A 17,801-nucleotide genomic window follows, 5' to 3' on the forward strand; every position below is an offset into this window, starting at 1 on the left:
AAAGTACACCTATAGGAGGCTCAATCTTACTTACGGGTGTTATTGAAAAATGGGTGGCTAAGATGCTTATGGGGGAAGGCTTTTAGCCTTAGCGTACAATTTTCCCGTTTTGGCACGGTGATGCCAATCAAAACTTGGTCTTCTAAATCTAGCTTGGGAGGACAACCACGGGGAAAGTTTGGTTTCCGTAGTATCTCCCATGACTTTGACCATCTGATCAAATGTCAGCCTTTGGACTCCCAACAGACGTTTGAACTCTCGGTTTGATAGTTTTTTTGTTTGCTCGTATCGCATAAGTGAGTTTAATCAAGCTAAAAACTCCCAATCTTACAATAAAATAATTCTGCAAGAGGTCTAATGATAATAATTTTAAAGAGGGATGCTCCCGTACTACCCATCCTCTTAACTTAACTGACTGCGAAACTTACTAATACTAATAGTTAATAACACAACAGCAAAGGCAACTAAAGCCAAAACATTCATCCACAGCACATCTAAGCCAACGCCTTTGAGCAAAATACCTCGAACGATCGCAATGTAATGACGGAGGGGATTAAGTAGGGATAGGGCTTGAAAGAAAGGAGGCATCGCTTCAATGGGTGCGATCACCCCAGAAGTTTGTACCATTGGCAAATTAATAAAGAAAGATGTCAGGACTACCTGTTGTTGGGAACTACTCACAGTTGCCAACATAATACCCAGGCTAATTCCTACAAATACATACATACTTGATAGGGCTAAAAATAGTAGAAAATTACCTCGAAATGGTACATGAAATATTACCATTGCTAAAGTGATAGCGAATAACACATCTCCCATTAATAAAAATACTAAAGGGACAATTTTCGATAGTAATATTTGCCAGTTAGCAACCGGAGTCATTAATAATTGTTCTAAAGTTCCCGTATCTTTTTCCCTGACAAGAGTAATTGCTGATACTAATGTGCCAATTAATGTTAAAACTAAACCCATAATGCCTGGTACAAAAAACCAACTACTCGTCAGTCCAGGGTTGTAAAGAAATACAACTTCAGATGAGACTGGAGGACGTGCTTTACCTTGGGCTAATTTCAAATTATATTGCTGGATAATTTGATTCATATAATTTCCCGCAATCCCGGCTGTATTAGCATTTACAGCATCGATAAATACTTGGATTTCTGCTGACTTTTTTGCTAATTGACGCGGAAAGTCGGGAGGAATTATGACTCCAACATCTAGCTTTCCTTCTTCTACCTGACGACTCAAAGCTTTTTCACTATTTGGTACAGATTCTAAGCTGAAAATTCGATTTGATGTCATAGCTGAAACTAACTCCCGACTGACGTTGACGTTGGCATAGTCGATTACGCCTAATCGTAAGTTATGAACGTCAGGATTGAGAATAAAGCCATACAGTAATAATTGGATTGTCGGCGGAACAACTAACAATACAATTAATTGCTTATTACGGAGAATTTGATTAATTTCTTTCCGCATTAATGCCCAAAATGGGCTATCAAATAATTGCTGAATAAGTTTCATAAATCGGGATTGGGTACTAAATACTGGGCAAAATAACAATTAGAAATAAAAAATTAACTGTAATTTTCGCAACTTTCTTAACTAGGTAACTGCATTCGGCTTAAAACTCGGCGTGATACATTGAAAAATACTAATCCCAAAGCTGCAAGCATAATTAAATCAAACCAAACTCCGGCAAATCCTGTACCGCGCACGAAGGCATCACGAGTGATATCAATGTAATAACGTGCTGGAATTACGTTAGGTACTAGTGATAAGGGAAAAGGAATATTATTGAGGGGATAAATGAAACCTGAGAGTAATAAGGATGTGATAAAGCCTACAAGGGAAACGCCTTGTACAGCAGCATTTTGGTTACTACTACGGACTCCTAAAAGTAAACCAAATAGAACGCTATCTATTAGAAATAGTAAAGTACCAATTAGCAATGTAATAGGGTTGCCAACTATGCCCGCTCGGAAAATAATTGAGCCTAATAGCATAACTATTAATGCCTCGGCAATCGCAATTAATAAGTATGCTAATCCTTTACCAAGTAATAGTTCTGTGGCGCTAATACTAGAGGTATAGACTTGTAGAATTGTCCCTTTTTCCTTTTCTCGTACCATTGCGATCGCTGACAGTAATGAAGGAAAAATCCACAGTACAACACCGTAAACTCCCGGTACAATATACAGCGATTCTAATCTACCAGGATTAAACCATAAACGCATTCGTGCTGTAATACTAATAGCGGGTAGGAGTCCATGCTTCTGCATAAAAAAGTTTGTGACTCTTTGAATATTATTTCTAATTACACGGGCATTATTAACATCAGTCGCATCGATTAATACTTGCACGCTTGTACTTCTATCTGCTTGAATATCGCGGCTAAATTCTGGCGGAATAATTACAGCAACTTTGGCGATTCCTTTATCTATAGCATCGCGTATTGGATTACCGCCAGACCATTGTTTAGGTATAAACTGGTTAGTAGCATACAGTCTTTCAATGTAGCTGCTACTTAGGTTTGTGCGGCTAAAATCTTGCACAATTAAGGGAATATTTTTACTCTCCAATCTAATAGCAAAACCAAAAATTATTAAGGTGATAAATGGCAATAAAAATGCTAGTGCTAACGTCAGGCGGTCACGGCGAAATTGGGCTATTTCTTTCACACATTGAGCTAAAACTCTTTTCATATATACTGAAGAAACTTTTTCTTAAATCTTACTTTTGTACAGACAGACACGATTATTCACGTAGCCTCCTTACTTTGCGATCGCTGTACTATACCAATAAAAGCATCTTCTAAAGAAAAAGGAATAGGACGTAAAGAATTGATGGTAATTTGATTAGCTTCTAAAAGTTGAGTTAGTTGATCTATTTCCTGTTCAGGATGATCGAGAACAACGTGTAAACTATCAGCGAAAATCGAGACGCGCCAAGACTCAAGGTGTTGTTTTAGTATCTTAGAAGCTACTTGGTTTTGATTAACAATAATTTCTATTAGTTGTCCCGGTTGCGAGGCTTTGACAGAACTAGGTGAACCTTCGGCGACAGTTTCTCCTGCAACCATAAAACTCATCCGGTTGCACTGTTCAGCCTCTTCTAGATAGTGCGTTGTCACTAAAATAGCTGTACCGTTGCGGGCAAAGTCATTAATCAGCTTCCAAAACTGGCGACGCGCCAACGGATCTACCCCCGATGTGGGTTCGTCTAAAAATAAAATATCTGGTTCGTGCATCACACAAGCACCAAAAGCGACTCGTTGCTTCCAACCACCCGGTAGCTGCCCAGTAATCATGTTTGCTTGTCCTTCTAAACCACAGGTAGCAATTACCCAATCAATTTTTTCCCGTCGGAGTTTGCGAGGTACGCCATAAACTCCGCTATAAAATTCGAGATTTTGCAGAATAGTTAAATCGTCGTAAAGGGTGAATTTTTGGCTCATGTAACCAATACGTCGCCGTAAGTCTGCACTCCGCAGATTTCCGGTTTCACCACCTAAGGAAATTTCACCGCCACTTGCTGCTAGTAATCCACACAGCATCTTAATTGTGGTGGTTTTTCCAGCACCGTTAGCACCTAACAACCCAAAGATTTCCCGGTAGCGCACTTCGACGTTGACATCTTTAACGGCTTGGAACTTGCCAAACATCCGACTAAGGTTGTGGGCATAGATGGCGACTCCCTTTGTGTCTCCTTGTCCTCTTTTGCGAAAACGAGGAAAGGGGAAAAATTGCGGCGCAGAACCTTGTTGTCGCAGGCGCGTGACAAAGACGTTTTCTAATGTGGGTTCGCCATGCTCGATACTGGGAGAAGGTAACTGATGTTGTTGCAGCAGTTCGCGGACTTGGATTTCGCCGGAATTTATATCTTCAACAAGGACATCCAAGCGATCGCCAAAAGTTTGCACATCTACTATATTTGTCTGGTCAGTCTGAGATAATATCTCTTCTGTAGCTTGTAGATTTGCTGTTCGCAATTCCAAACGATGCAAGCCTAAGTTAGCCCGTAATTCTTTGGGTGTGCCAATTTCATGAATTTGCCCACTGTACATCAAAGCCACGCGGTGACAGCGTTCAGCTTCATCTAGGTATGGTGTAGCAACTACAATTGTCATTCCCTCGGCTGACAATTCTCCTAGCACATCCCAAAATTCCCGCCGGGAAACTGGATCGACACCCGTGGTAGGTTCATCTAGTAACAATACTTCTGGTTGAGAAACCAAAGCACAACACAGCGCCAGCTTTTGTTTCATCCCACCAGAAAGTTGTCCCACTAAGCGATCGCCAAATTGCTCTAAATTCATTAATTTTAAATATTTATTGCGGCGTTCCCTTAATAAATCATCTGCTACTTGCCGCAAACCTGCTGCATAACGCAAGTTTTCATCAATACTCAAATCCAAATACAGCGAAAACTGTTGAGTAAGATAACCTGTAATTAATCGGGCATCTCGTGCAGGTTGATTAAATATCTGCACCTCTCCCGCCCTTGCTTCCATCACACCGCCCAAAATGTGAAAAGTGCTAGTTTTCCCCGCACCATCAGGGCCGATTAATCCAAACATTTCACCTTTATTGACACTCAAATCAATTCCTCGCACAGCAGCTAAGTTTCCATAGTGCTTATGCAAACCGCGAACTTCAATTGCTGTGGTTGGCAGGCTAGATGATGGTGGTAAGTTTGGAGAAAAAGTAGTAATTTGCTGTTTCATTCCCTTCAGCGTCCTATCTTGAAAAGTGGTGTAATGGTCTCAGAGGATGGAGTGTAGACGAAGATACCTTTTTCATGGTTGGCAATGAAATTTTTTAATCGAGACTATCTTAAAAGTGCTAAATAAATATTTCCTCCCCTGCTCTCCCTGCTCTCTTATCTACCTCCTGCCTTCAAACTAATTTCGGCATCTGCTGGCATCCCCATTTTGGCGCAGGGTAAATCTGATTCACTATAAGGATTTTCGGGGTTAAAGCAGCTATCAGGGTTTTGAACTTTGATCCGAATCCCTACTACTTGTCTGACTCGATCTTTTTGAAAGTAAATATTTTCTGGTGTAAATGAAGCTTGCGGATCGATCGCAATTACTTTACCTTCTAATGGTTTGTCCGGCGCAGAATCAATGAAGATTTTTGTTGTTTGTCCTAGACGCACTTTGCCAATATCACCTTCGGGAATAAAACCTCTAAAATACACTGTTTTGGGGTCAACAATTGTCAAAATATTAGTCTGACTGCTAACTATTGCGCCTGGTTCGACACTCCGGACTGTAACTACTCCATCTAGGGGGCTGACTACATTTAAATCTTTTTTGGAGTCTGCAATCTGCGTGAGAATTTGCTGATTTGATGCTTGGGCATCTTTAACTTTGGCACGGGCAGAGTTGACTTTCGCTTGTGCAGACTTAAGTTGAGCATAACTTTGCTGCTGCTTTCTGACTAATGCTGTTAACTGGGCATTGCGAATGTCAGGATTGAAACCTGTAGTTTTAACTTGAGTTAACGCCCCTGATGTAGCCTTTAATTGTTGGCGTTCGGCATTAACTGCTGCCTGTCGTGCTTCTAGGGTTGCTATTGCTGTATCTAGGGTAGTTTGCGCTTGATCGAATTGTTGTTGATTGATCGCCCCTTCTTTGACTAATTGGGCATAGCGATCGCGGTTGATTTTTGCTAAATTAATTTCTGCTGCTGCCTGTTTAACTTGCGCTTGTGCTTGCACTAATGTGGCTCTAGCTGCTGCCACATTTGCTAGTGCCTGCTCAATCCTTCCTTCGGTATCCCCTTGAGACTGTTGCAAATTCAGTTTGGCTTCGTTAATTTGGCTGTTAATTTCCTGAATTTCTCTGGTGACTCGCTCGACATCTGAAATTGCCTGCTGTTCATCATACTTAGCAGATGTTACTCTTGCTTGAGCACCAAGCAGTTGTTGTTGCAGCAATTGATCGTCTGTGTCGTCTAACTTAATTAACTCTTGCCCCTTTTTTACTGCTGCCCCTTCCCGCACGACAATTGACTCTATTCTTCCAGAACGCTTGATCCCAATCTCGGTTTCATAACCCTCAATCCGTCCGCTAACTTGCAATACATTTGCTGATACTTGCGGTTGACTACGCCACACAGCGTAACCAATGCCACCGACCACCAGCAGCGCCCCGATCATTAAAGGAATCGGTTTTTTGCGGTGCTGCTGTTTTAATATTGGGGCATCTTTGAGATTTTCCGGGGATGTTGGGATAGTCTGAGTCATGGTAGCACCCTGGATTGTGAAAAATATTTTATAGACAAGAATCGAGAATTTTGAATTCTTCGTCATCATACTAGACTGTATAGTATAATCTTACAAGATATGCGTCAAAAAATTTACTCTTCATGTTCAAAAACCCTAGTTCCCAACTAGAAAATCCTTTACCTGTTATCACTCCAAAGCAAGAGCAAATCTTGCAAGGAGCTATACGGGTATTTTTGAAGGAGGGTTACGCTAGAACAAGTATGGATCGTGTCAGCGCGTCAGCTGGAGTGTCGAAGCAAACCGTATACAGTCACTTTCAAGATAAAGAAAGACTGTTTAAAGCGTTGATAGAACGGTTGACGCTCGCTTGTTTTCAAAGTATTTTTTGCACAGAAGAATTGCACGGTGAACCAGCAATTTTGTTGCGTCAAGTTGCTGAAATCTATTTAACTAAAGTCGCTGATAATCCCGATTATTTGGCATTGTTGCGTTTGATTATCACCGAGTCACAGAACTTTCCGGAATTAGCCAAACTTTATACCCAAACTGTTGTACAGCGTGGTCGGCAAATTCTCAGTCAGTATTTCGCATCTCATCCAGAATTAGGAATTACCGATCCAGAAGCAATGGCTCACATTTTTTTTGGTTCGTTGGTATCTTACGTGATTGTACAAGAAATTTTGTATGGAAAAGAACTTACATTTTTATCACGCGATCGTCTGCTAGACAGCCTAATGAACGTGGTCATGAGCCAGTCCTTAAATACGGTAGGGGCAACAACAGTATATTAAGCTGAGATAGCAATACTTGATACAGACTGATTTGAAAATCTAACCGGAGATGACAGACAACTTGAGCAAAGGTTTAAGATTGCCACTGTTCCCACCTTAAATCATTAGATATGCTTTTTTCATTCGCTTATAAGGTGGTAATGTCTTCAAATTTTAGCTTAAGCCTTGTGAGCTTTACGCTGTTAGTTTCACCGAATTTGCATATACTTAAGTTTTAAGGTCTTTAGTATAATTTATCTTTAGTACCAATTCTCTGTGAAGCTGCACATTACTTTGATCCCTCCCAACCTCCCCAAACTTGCGAGGAAGTACCGTAGGCAATGAGATTCTTTCTATACATCTTTATACAAAACTGGTATAAAACACCTGTTTCATTGTTGGTTATCTCCAAAAAAAACCGCTCTCATCACAAATGAATAAAGTCGAGCTTAGAAGTAAACCCTTAATTATTTTAGAAACTCAAGGACTAAGTGATTGAAATCATCAGGATATTCCAGATATGGCCAATGACCACAGTTGTTAAATAGGTGTAGTTTGCTATCAGGAATTTTACTAGCAGTGCTTTCTGCATAGCTAACTGGTATAACTTGATCTTGTTTTCCCCAGATTATAAGTGTAGGGGCTTGAATTTGTGTCAAAAAATCACAAATATTTTTTAAAAATTCTGGTTTCATTCCCCAGAAATTTGCAGTTGTCCGAAAAAGGCGTAATTGAAATTTTAAAACTTCTAAGGGTAGATTTTGGTATACAAGGTTCACAAATTCATCATTGAGAAAGTTTTCTGGATAGTGGGCACACTGCCGAATCAGAAATTTAGTAGTAGCAAGACTTGGTTTATTAAGAGCTTCGCCAATTCCCGGTATGGATGAAATACGCATTCCTAAACCTACGGCTTTGCCTAAACCAGCGCTGCCAATTAAAACTAATTTATTTACTTTTTTGGGAAAAGCTAATGCCAATTTTAGTGCAATAATTCCACCCGCAGATGCTCCTAACACAGTGGCATTTGACACACCTATTGTATCCATAAACTGGATTACAAAATTTGCTAAATCATCATAGTTATATGTTTTTTCAGGTTTATCAGTCTTGCCTGAGCCTACCCAGTCCAGAGCATAAACTACATGATTTTGCCCTAAGATAAATATGTTTTTGTACCAGTAATCTATTGATGCACCAGCCCCATGAATAAGTATAATAGGTGTTCCATGCTCACCAACTTTCCAGTAGCGAGTGTTAATACCTTCTATATTGATATAATTATCGATTGGCATTTCCATGAATATTAACCTTTGAAACAGTATTAAAAATCAAGCTAATCCTCTGGCTTTAAGTAGGGATTTCCTATTGAGTGTTAATGTTTACTGAAATTCAGCCAACAGTTAACCGTTAATGAAAATAGGAGCGACTCTCTCCTTATCCCCAGAAACAAAGGAGTTTAAGAGTCGCATTTATAAAAATCTAACTTAACTAGATTTAGTCTTTAACAATTTCTCTATTTCTAATGGTAAATGTTGCATAATCGTTCCTTTTTGCGTATTAATTAGCACTAAAGTCAATTGTGCTGTTACATAGGTTTCTTGCTCTTCTAACGATTGAATTGTATAGTCCCAATCAAGCCTTATCCCACTTACTTTAGATTTCATACAGGTTCGGACAACAGCTACCATTCCCATCCGCATAGGCCGATGATAGCGAACTGATAAATCAACAACAGGTAAATCACAACCTAAGCTAGTCAGTTTCGCATGATCGATTCCAATAGAGTGCAAATATTCTATCCGTGCCTCTTCCATCCAGTTGATGTAAGAACCATGCCAAACGACACCAGCATAATCCGTATGATGAGGCTGTACTCGTACTGAATATCTAAACCACTTGTCATCTATCTTTGAAGGTGATTTTTCAATAGACTTAATAATAGGGGATTGAGATTGCATTTGAATTTAAAACTCTAAACTAAACTACACCATCAAGCTTTTATAATAGAACCTTGGATAAGAGCAGTACCGAATTAATAAGATTTAACACAATAATTAGAAGCCACGTCAATGTTTTCAAAAAAAATCCTTTCTTATAAAATTGATTAATTGATTAACCTTTTAAAACTTAAATGTAGTTCTAAGAGTAACAATCACAAAATCATCATTTTCATTACTCTGATTAGGTGCAGTAATCCAGATAATTCCAGGCGTAATAGAAATGAAATCATTAAGTTGATACTTATAGAAACCTTCAAGATGTAATGACATATCGTCATCTTCAATAGATATTTCCCTAAGATTACTACCAGATTGAAGACCTATAAGAGTAGGTTCCTGTCCAATAATAATACCACCGAGACTACCTGATTTACCCAAATCAGGAAAAGCAAGCGTGATAGCCCAGTTTAAAAGTTGAGCGTCGCCGACCTGAAAGATACGACTATCTGTAAATCCAGCCCAACCACCAAGATAAAAGTTATCAGTAACCTGAAAGTTAGCTTGAAAACCGTATGAACTTGTAATAGCTGGGCTAAACCTCCGTCCTAAAAATACGTTAGGATTACTGGCTTGAAAGCTACCAACCAGAGGTGCAGGTAAAGGACCTACTCTAGGATTACCAAAATAACTATTAATATAAGTAAAACCAAACTGCAACTGTTCACTGGGCGTAAAAGTAATTTGTCCTAAAGCGCTATAGTTACCCTGAAAAATTCCTGTATTTGGATCGTTGGCTTCATTGCTGAGGTAACCTGCGCTCAACAAAACTGAGTCAGTTAATCTAACTTTCATACCAACACCAAAACCACCACTACCAAAACGATAAATTGGGTTACGTTGCCCAAATGCAGAAATGGCTCCGCTACCCCGTTCATTATCATCGAAAAAAGGATTAATGCTAGGGGTATAATACTCATGGCGCCCACCTGTAGCCATTAAGACAGCCTGTATTCTATCACCTATAGGAAAATCATAAACTAACTTATCTAGTTCCAGTTGATTATTGGTTCCGTATGCTTCTGTTATAAGAGTCCCTTGAAAACTAGGAACAATGGCTGTTCTAAAAGGGGTAAACCTATTTAACCTTTGGTTAAGTTCTAGATTAGAACCATATCTAAAACTAGAAATTAACCTATCTCTACCAGAAAAGCTAGACGCAAAGTCTAGATAAGCCACATAGGAAAGAACAGTTGAACTTGAGTTACTTTTTCTGAAAATATCAGAAACTGCAAAACTAGCTTCACCATTAAATTTAATTTTAGTCGAAAACTGCCTAGCTTCTAGTTGGCTAATATTGTCATCTATGATGTTTATACTACCTACTAAATATTTAAGTTCCAATGCAAATTCTCTTTGCAATCGCTGTACAGTATCTAAAGTATCTTTATTAGCTAAACTTCCACTATCTGTTGCTAACTTTTTGTTAAGTTGCTTTAGAGCTAGCCTTAAAGCTGTTGCAAACTCGTAACGATTCAAACTTCTGTTACCTTGAAATTTACCATTAGGGTAACCAGCTATCAGTGCGTAACGTTCAATCAAAGATTGCAGAGCTTGAAAAGCCCAATCACTAGGTTGCACATCTGAAAATTGAGAGACAGAAGTTACTTTGTCAGCCGCAGTACTAGAATCATTATCAAGAGGCTCTAATTCAACTTGAGCTTGAGTCTGAATATTCTTGAGTGGGATATCTGAGAATTTATCCTTGACGATATTATTTTCAACTTCTAATTCAAATGCTAAAACAGCAGTACTTAAAATATTCAGGAACAAACAACTAAAAAATAATATTTTCCCCACACGAATAATCATTAGCTAAAAGATTTAACTCCAGATATAGAACCTACTTTTACTAATACAAACTCAATCAAGATTTAGTAACTATTTTAAAAAAATAGTTTTATTTTAACCTTAGCCTTAAATCAAAGAAACTACAAAAAACTTAGCGTAAAGAAATAACGTCTTTTTGCCAATAAAGGCTTTTTATACGTTCACGAGTTAGCTTTAATACTTTATCAAAACGCCCTAACTGCATTCCTACAATACTAATATTTTTATTTGTTATTCCTTCGAGCATTTTTTTATCTAACTTGGTTTCATAATCTAATAAAAATGTTGCTAAAGGATTTAAAAAACGGCTAAATACGGCTAATTCTGAGGACATAAAAGAAAACATCATCATTTCTGTTTCTTGGTCATTAACTGGGTTAAAAAATACAGCGCCTTGTGCCTCTCCTTTTCTGAATTCCGAGTCATTGGGAGAAATCCAATAATTTTTTATGTTGATATGTACTGGAGAAAACAGAACCTCTAACTCGCCTACAAACAAACTATCACGTTTGTAACCTAGTAGCAATTCTAAAAATCTGGGTATTTTCCTTTGTGGCCCCTTATTAATAATTCGTACTGCATCCTCTGTAACCTCAAGATAACTCTCAACCTGAGATATTCCCTCTAAATCGTGTCCAAGAAAAATATGAGTTGTACAACTATGCTCAATCTCAGAAAAGTTATCTACTAATAGTTCTAGAGGCGCTTGAATACGGTAATGTAAGGTACAAACTTGATGGAATTCAGGATTAACTATTACTGGTAATTCTGCAGTAGAATGAAGTTCTTTTACCCAGATTGCCCCGTATTTCTCGGCAATATCATAAGATTTAACACATGGACGTAGTCCTGAAGTACTAGGGCTGGTTCCTTTCCCATCTCGATCATAATTCCAGCCATGATAAGGGCAAACTAGACGATTTCCCCTGACAGTTCCTTTGCTCAATCGCATTCTGCGGTGTGGGCAACAATCTTCTAATGCTCCTAATATTCCATTTTCACTCCGAAAAATAACTAATTCCTTTCCACAAAAATTTACACTCACCGGTTGACGTTTTATATCTTTAGTTTTTAAAACAGGATGCCAGAAATTATGTGCTTTCATGACTTTCTTTTACCTTGACTAAAAATGTATCCACAACATTAACATTTTTTTCCTCAAACATAGTCTGGCGCTACGCACCTCATTTACAAATACTCCGCTACCTGAATCCTTACGCATAATTTAAAGCCAGAAGTACATCTCAAAGGTTTTGGAATGTATGTCAACAGCCGCATTCGATATGCTCACTCCCACTAACAACAGTTTCAATGATGGCCGTAAAATCGGCGGATTGACATATAGTAGTTCAACAGGCCCTAATGCTTGAAGCTTTGCCTGAATGAAGTGGAGCAGCTAAAGTCGCATTCCAGCTTTTTAGTTGTGTCATTCAAGCAGACATCTGCCCTCAGGCGCGGGTGCTTACGTCTAGTTGTTTTATGTACCGACCAGGGCAAACGCATCTAAATTACTCTTGATCACAGCCAAGGTTAAGAACCAACGAAAAAATCAGCATTTCTCGTTTGGCTTAGTTTCCCAAACTCAAAGCGATCATTAAATGTGTCTCAATACAGCACTTCCGACTATTATGAAGCACAATTTTCCCCATATCCCTTTCCTATCCTAACTTTTGAGACTGTGTGCGTACCTCATAGCAGGCGGAAGTGCTGTAAGCAACAATTAATGCGACTATTCTTGAGCTTATTGACAATAAACTACTTTTGTTAATATGATACGGTCGCTCTGATGTACTGACCTACTGATTTAGGATTGCTATAAAAATGTTGTGACTTTAAATTTTTTTACTTATAGCACGATAGCCATTCCCACCATATATAGATTCAATTTCTATCTCTTCAAATCCTCCATTAACCAAGTGTTCGCGAATTTCTTCAGGTGTGTATCGGTGGAAAATATCTTTATCGAGTCCTTTTTCAAGGTCACTGAATCCAGTTGCAGTCAGAGGATAAATGACCCACTGGCGGAATATTTTGTACAACCAATTGACATCATGACGCTCTGATTCAACTTTGCGAGCATGGGTAAAGATATTTTTAACAGCCCAATTCTCACTAGGTACAGCAAGTACAAGTTTAGCTCCAGGCTTAAGTAAACTACTTATTTCTTTGATTACTCCCCGCCGCTCAGATTGAGTCGCAAGCATATAAACGGAAAAATGAGCTACCGCACCTTCAAAAAAGCCTAAGTTTAAATCTTTAAGGTGGCGCATATCACCTTGCTTAATAGTGACCCTATCTGCACAACCAAATTTTTCGGCACGATATCGAGCATAGTCAGCACCACCTTGGCTAATTTCTACACCAACCAAGCGTCCACCTTCATTTAACCATGAACGGGCATGGTGGATAAGACGGCCATTACCACAACCAACATCAATTATTCGATCTGATACTTTGGGAGCTAAAGCTTCAAAAGCACCTTTGATTGAAAGGTCATAGTTAATAGGAATAACAGGGTCAAAAAGACCGAACCGATAGAAAAATGACCAGGCAGACTGTTTTGTTAGTAAAACTGAGTTTGTCATATCAAACACTCCATCGAAATTTTTAGACAAATTCACATGGTTTCTACACAGATAAGTAATTGTAATTCTGCTCCTTAATTACAGTGGGAGGATTAATAAATCCACTATCAATAAAATGTGAAAAATATGCTGTTAATAAATCAACGTTTACTGTCGGGCAGGTTATAGAAGATCCTGTTAAACTCTGGAGAGTAGTTTGGCAACCTAATTGAGGCCTTTGAATTTGTGCAAATATTTCTGTTTCAGACATATTTACTGTGCCAAAAAATAGGGAGGCTAATGGATATAATGCATTATTATCAGTAATATTGATGTTTTGAATTAGTTTTGTTTGCCACTGTGTATATGAAATTTTTTCAATAGCATAGCCAAAATCTATCATCCAGTTAATAATATCATTCCAATTAACAGGTTGAGGATTGACTAAGTGAAATGTTTTTTCTAAAGAATCTAGCTGTCGCGAAAGATAAACAATAGCACTGCTTGCATAATTTACAGGGGTTATGTCTATTAGAGTATCTAAATCTGGTGCAATACCCAACTGGATACAGCTTTTTATCATTCTCCAGATAAAATCATTTGTATTACCTATGCCATTTTGACTATGACCTCCTAAATTTCCTGGCCTATATATAGTAGTAGGAATACCTCTAGAACGTGCTGATACAATTAATTTTTCAGCAACCCATTTGCTTTGAGCATAACCTCTAAAAAGTCCTTGAACTTTATCCAAGTCATAGTTTTCATGAATAATAGGAGCTTCAGAGGTAGTAACTGATTCAAATACAGCAATTGAAGAAGTAAAATGTACTGGTTTAACCTTAAATTGAGCAGCTAACTTAATAATTTCTTGAGTTCCTAAAACATTGCTTGATTTGAGAAAGGAGTATGGATAAGTAAAATTAACTATTGCCGCATTATGGTAAATGGTATCAATCTGACTAGCAAGCTTTTGATATTGCTTAGACGTAAGCCCTAAAAAAGGACGAGATAAATCACCGATTACAGGAATAATTCTAGTACTAAAACCACGCTGCCAAAGCCCATAATACTCTAAATTCCGTCTAATTTTCTGTTTGGATTCTCTAATATTATGCGAACGGATTAAACAGTAAATATGTCCCTCCGTCTGTTTTAAAAGCTCAGATAATAAAAATGCTCCCAAAAAACCCGTTGCTCCAGTTAGAAGAATATTATCTAATTGATTTGCTACTGGCTCAAAATAAATTCCTTGAAGTTTAATATTTTGATCTAACAACGAGTCCTTTAAAAAATCTATAGAATTATTATTTAATGGATGATTTTCCGGATATTTTCTTTGAAGCCTATTAACTAATTCAGCCAATTTTGCAATGGTTGGTGATTCCAATAAAGAACGTTGAGGAAGTTCAACATCAAAAATATTGAGTACTTGGGTGATAAATTGAGTTGTAATTAAAGAATTCCCTCCCAATTCAAAGAAATTATCGTGAATACCGATTTGGTTGACACCTAGTAAATTTTGCCATATTTCGGCTATTTTTTGTTCTATTTCGCTAAGAGGTGCGACGTACGTATTATGTAAGTTTGGTCTTGAATATAGTGATGTGTTCTTTATATCTGAAGAATAAGTATCTTCTATTTTTTGCTCGCATTCTATCTGGTGGCTATGATTATGATTCATAGCTGGCGGATTAATCCAATATCGTTGCTGCTCAAATGGATAAGTTGGTAATGAAATACGGTGGCGTTGCTCATGAGTATAAAATTTAGACCAATTGATGTTAATTCCCTTTAACCATAGTTGACCTAAGGTATTTAGCAATAATGTTATGTCTGATTGCTGATCGTGAGGATGACGTATCGAATACAGTACATTTGATGCTGTTGATTTTCCTAGAGTTAACTTAGTCAACGTACTTAATGTTGAACCAGGACCAACCTCCAGTAAAATAGGGTTTTGTGCTTGCATCAATGTCTGGATACCTTCCATAAAACGCACTGTTTGGCGTAAATGCTTGCTCCAATAATTGGGATCTGTTGCTTCTGAGGCAGTAATCCAAGTACCAGTTACATTAGAAATGTAGGGGATTTGAGGAGAAGACAGCTTAATTTTACTGACTAACCAAGTGAAAGTTTCTAAAATTAAGTCCATACTATTAGAATGAAAAGCATGGGAAGCGTTTAAGCGACGGCAAGTAATATTTTCATTCTTCATTTTTTGCTCTAGTTCAGCTATATGATGTTCTGCTCCCGAAACTACACAAAGATTAGGGGCATTATTTGCAGCTAAAGAAAGTTCGCTAGTTTCTAAAAATCGTGTTATTTCTTCTTCCGAAATAGCAATACTCAGCATAGCTCCAGTAGGCACTTGCTGCATTAACCGACCACGAGCAGCTATTAAGGTTAAAGCATCCTTTAAACTCAAAACATCAGCTAGGCAAGCTGCCACATATTCGCCTACGCTATGACCAATCATTGCATTGGGACATACACCCCACTCTATCCATAGTTGTGCTAGTGCAAATTCAACTACAAAAAGTGCAGGTTGTGCTATGGCAGTGGTGCGTAACTTATGTCTTGCGTTTTCGCTTTCACTTACACTTGGATATAGTATATCACCTAAATCTAGACCTAAATCAGTCTTAAGTAATTCTGCACATATATCTATATGTTTGCGGAAAGTTGGTTCAAATTTATAAAGTTCCAGAGCCATATTCACATATTGTGAACCTTGTCCTGGAAACATAAATATAATTGACTGCTGTTTTAACTCTTCATAACTTGTATACACTCTATCTGTATTAATTGGCTCTAATATGTTGACAGCATCGCTTATATTATCACAAACTAGCATTCGTCTATAATTGAAGGCTCTTCGTCCTACTTGGTACGTATAGGCTACATCAGCAATATTAATTTCAGGATATTGTTTTAAATATATAGCTAAATTCTTGGTTGCTTTTTCTAGCGCAGAGCTAGTTTTAGCAGATAACAATAATAGTTTCTTTGGTCTTATTTTTAGAGAGGATTCATCTATTACAGGGGCTTCCTCAAGAACAAGATGAACATTTGTACCACCAATTCCAAAGGAACTTACTCCTGCTAGTCGTTTGCCTTGGTTAACTTCCCATCTTTTCAATTTAGTATTCACATAAAACGGGCTGTTATTAAAGTCAATTCTCGGGTTAGGATGCTGAAAATTCAAACTGGGTGGAATTAATTTATGCTTCATCATTAAAACTGTTTTAATTAAACTCGTGATACCTGCGGCAGCTTCTAGGTGTCCAACATTGGTCTTGACTGAACCAATAGCACAAAATTGTTTAACCTTAGTACTAGTTTGAAAAACTTGAGTAAGAGTAGATATTTCGATAGGATCACCTAGTGGTGTTCCTGTACCATGCGCTTCAATATAAGTGATTGATTTCGGTTTTACCCCTGCTACGGCATAAGCTTCTGCAACTACTTTTGCTTGACCATCAATACTAGGTGCTGTGTAACCAATTTTTAAGGAGCCATCATTATTGACGGCTGAACCTTTAATAACAGCATAAATTGAGTCACCATCGTTTATAGCATCAGCTAAACGCTTTAGGACTACGACTCCAACACCACTACCGAAAATTGTTCCTTGTGCTTCAGCATCAAATGCTCTGCAATGTCCATCAGGAGAGAGAATAGAACCTTTCTCATAAAGATAACCAGTTTTAGGGGGTGAAGAAATTCTAACACCACCGGCTAAAGCCATATCGCACTCATTATTTAGCAAACTTTGAGCAGCTAGGTGTACAGATACTAATGATGAAGAACAAGCAGTTTGAACGCTGACGCTAGGTCCTTTTAGATTTAGTTTGTAGGATACACGGGTAACTAAATAATCCTTATCATTACCAATGATAGTTTGAAGTTTTCCTACAGATTTTATTAGTTCATGGTTAGGGTAAAGATTGAAGAACAAATAACTGCTCATTCCTGTACCTGCATAAATACCAATAGAACCTTTATATGATTCAGAATTATAACCCGCATCCTCTAAAGCCTCCCAAGCACAATTTAGAAAGAGGCGATGCTGGGGGTCTGTAATTTCTGCTTCTTTGGGACTAAAACCGAAAAATGCTGCATCAAATAAGTCAATATCTGCTAACACGGGTTCTGCTTTCACATAGTTAGGGTCAGCTAAATCGCTATTTTCTACTCCTACTGATTGAAGTTCTTCGTCAGAGAAGAAAGTTATTGATTCAACTCCATTTTTTAAATTTTGCCAAAATTCTTCAATATTCTTAGCTCCGGGAAAACGCCCAGATATACCAATAATAGCTATCTCGTTAGGATACTCAAAGAGTTCATTTGAATTCTCATGCATATTCATACTCTTGGTTATTATAATTTAATTTTTTTAT

The 17,801-nt window shown here is 38.0% G+C and carries 12 protein-coding genes; 1 reads left to right on the forward strand and 11 read right to left on the reverse strand.

Annotated elements, in window-relative coordinates; genetic code table 11:
- Positions 1 to 66 precede the first annotated feature (66 nt).
- The 5 genes from AC1F2U_RS23560 to AC1F2U_RS23580 form a co-directional block, all read right to left on the reverse strand.
- Entirely contained in the window at positions 67 to 294 is a 228-nt protein-coding gene (locus AC1F2U_RS23560) for a hypothetical protein (protein ID WP_480263302.1), read from the reverse strand.
- A 108-nt stretch (positions 295 to 402) separates the two neighbouring features.
- Entirely contained in the window at positions 403 to 1,524 is a 1,122-nt protein-coding gene (locus AC1F2U_RS23565; protein WP_480263303.1) for an ABC transporter permease, read from the reverse strand.
- A gap of 77 nt (positions 1,525 to 1,601) precedes the next feature.
- Positions 1,602 to 2,705, reverse strand: a complete 1,104-nt coding sequence (locus AC1F2U_RS23570) for an ABC transporter permease (RefSeq protein ID WP_480263304.1) — start codon at positions 2,703 to 2,705, stop codon at positions 1,602 to 1,604.
- 56 nt (positions 2,706 to 2,761) lie between these two features.
- Positions 2,762 to 4,726: an ATP-binding cassette domain-containing protein gene (locus tag AC1F2U_RS23575; RefSeq protein ID WP_480263305.1), complete on the reverse strand. Its 1,965-nt coding sequence runs from the start codon at positions 4,724 to 4,726 to the stop codon at positions 2,762 to 2,764.
- A 155-nt stretch (positions 4,727 to 4,881) separates the two neighbouring features.
- A complete protein-coding gene (locus AC1F2U_RS23580) occupies positions 4,882 to 6,252 on the reverse strand; it encodes an HlyD family secretion protein (RefSeq protein WP_480263306.1) in 1,371 nt (456 codons plus the stop codon).
- 122 nt (positions 6,253 to 6,374) lie between these two features.
- On the opposite strand from AC1F2U_RS23580, the gene AC1F2U_RS23585 reads away from it, so the two are divergent.
- On the forward strand, positions 6,375 to 7,025 hold the full coding sequence (locus AC1F2U_RS23585; protein WP_480263307.1) for a TetR/AcrR family transcriptional regulator: 651 nt from the start codon (positions 6,375 to 6,377) through the stop codon (positions 7,023 to 7,025).
- A 446-nt stretch (positions 7,026 to 7,471) separates the two neighbouring features.
- Here AC1F2U_RS23585 and AC1F2U_RS23590 read toward each other — a convergent pair whose 3' ends face one another.
- The 6 genes from AC1F2U_RS23590 to AC1F2U_RS23615 form a co-directional block, all read right to left on the reverse strand.
- Positions 7,472 to 8,305 carry an alpha/beta fold hydrolase gene (locus tag AC1F2U_RS23590; protein WP_480263308.1) on the reverse strand — a complete coding sequence of 278 codons (834 nt, stop codon included), beginning with the start codon at positions 8,303 to 8,305 and terminating at the stop codon, positions 7,472 to 7,474.
- 186 nt (positions 8,306 to 8,491) lie between these two features.
- Entirely contained in the window at positions 8,492 to 8,965 is a 474-nt protein-coding gene (locus AC1F2U_RS23595; protein ID WP_480263309.1) for an acyl-CoA thioesterase, read from the reverse strand.
- A 162-nt stretch (positions 8,966 to 9,127) separates the two neighbouring features.
- A complete protein-coding gene (locus tag AC1F2U_RS23600) occupies positions 9,128 to 10,816 on the reverse strand; it encodes an iron uptake porin (protein ID WP_480263310.1) in 1,689 nt (562 codons plus the stop codon).
- A 130-nt stretch (positions 10,817 to 10,946) separates the two neighbouring features.
- A complete protein-coding gene (locus AC1F2U_RS23605) occupies positions 10,947 to 11,939 on the reverse strand; it encodes a Rieske 2Fe-2S domain-containing protein (RefSeq protein WP_480263311.1) in 993 nt (330 codons plus the stop codon).
- Between the two features lie 727 nt (positions 11,940 to 12,666).
- Positions 12,667 to 13,419, reverse strand: a complete 753-nt coding sequence (locus AC1F2U_RS23610) for a class I SAM-dependent methyltransferase (protein WP_480263312.1) — start codon at positions 13,417 to 13,419, stop codon at positions 12,667 to 12,669.
- 43 nt (positions 13,420 to 13,462) lie between these two features.
- Positions 13,463 to 17,770: a thioester reductase domain-containing protein gene (locus AC1F2U_RS23615; RefSeq protein ID WP_480263313.1), complete on the reverse strand. Its 4,308-nt coding sequence runs from the start codon at positions 17,768 to 17,770 to the stop codon at positions 13,463 to 13,465.
- Positions 17,771 to 17,801 lie beyond the last annotated feature (31 nt).

The sequence above is a fragment of the Nostoc sp. LEGE 12454 genome, assembly GCF_056620565.1.

Coding starts and splice junctions, on each gene's coding strand:
- AC1F2U_RS23560 (WP_480263302.1), bottom strand. CDS start 294: ATGCGATACGAGCAAACAAAAAAACTATCAAACCGAGAGTTCAAACGT.
- AC1F2U_RS23565 (WP_480263303.1), bottom strand. CDS start 1,524: ATGAAACTTATTCAGCAATTATTTGATAGCCCATTTTGGGCATTAATG.
- AC1F2U_RS23570 (WP_480263304.1), bottom strand. CDS start 2,705: ATGAAAAGAGTTTTAGCTCAATGTGTGAAAGAAATAGCCCAATTTCGC.
- AC1F2U_RS23575 (WP_480263305.1), bottom strand. CDS start 4,726: ATGAAACAGCAAATTACTACTTTTTCTCCAAACTTACCACCATCATCT.
- AC1F2U_RS23580 (WP_480263306.1), bottom strand. CDS start 6,252: ATGACTCAGACTATCCCAACATCCCCGGAAAATCTCAAAGATGCCCCA.
- AC1F2U_RS23585 (WP_480263307.1), top strand. CDS start 6,375: ATGTTCAAAAACCCTAGTTCCCAACTAGAAAATCCTTTACCTGTTATC.
- AC1F2U_RS23590 (WP_480263308.1), bottom strand. CDS start 8,305: ATGGAAATGCCAATCGATAATTATATCAATATAGAAGGTATTAACACT.
- AC1F2U_RS23595 (WP_480263309.1), bottom strand. CDS start 8,965: ATGCAATCTCAATCCCCTATTATTAAGTCTATTGAAAAATCACCTTCA.
- AC1F2U_RS23600 (WP_480263310.1), bottom strand. CDS start 10,816: ATGATTATTCGTGTGGGGAAAATATTATTTTTTAGTTGTTTGTTCCTG.
- AC1F2U_RS23605 (WP_480263311.1), bottom strand. CDS start 11,939: ATGAAAGCACATAATTTCTGGCATCCTGTTTTAAAAACTAAAGATATA.
- AC1F2U_RS23610 (WP_480263312.1), bottom strand. CDS start 13,419: ATGACAAACTCAGTTTTACTAACAAAACAGTCTGCCTGGTCATTTTTC.
- AC1F2U_RS23615 (WP_480263313.1), bottom strand. CDS start 17,770: ATGAATATGCATGAGAATTCAAATGAACTCTTTGAGTATCCTAACGAG.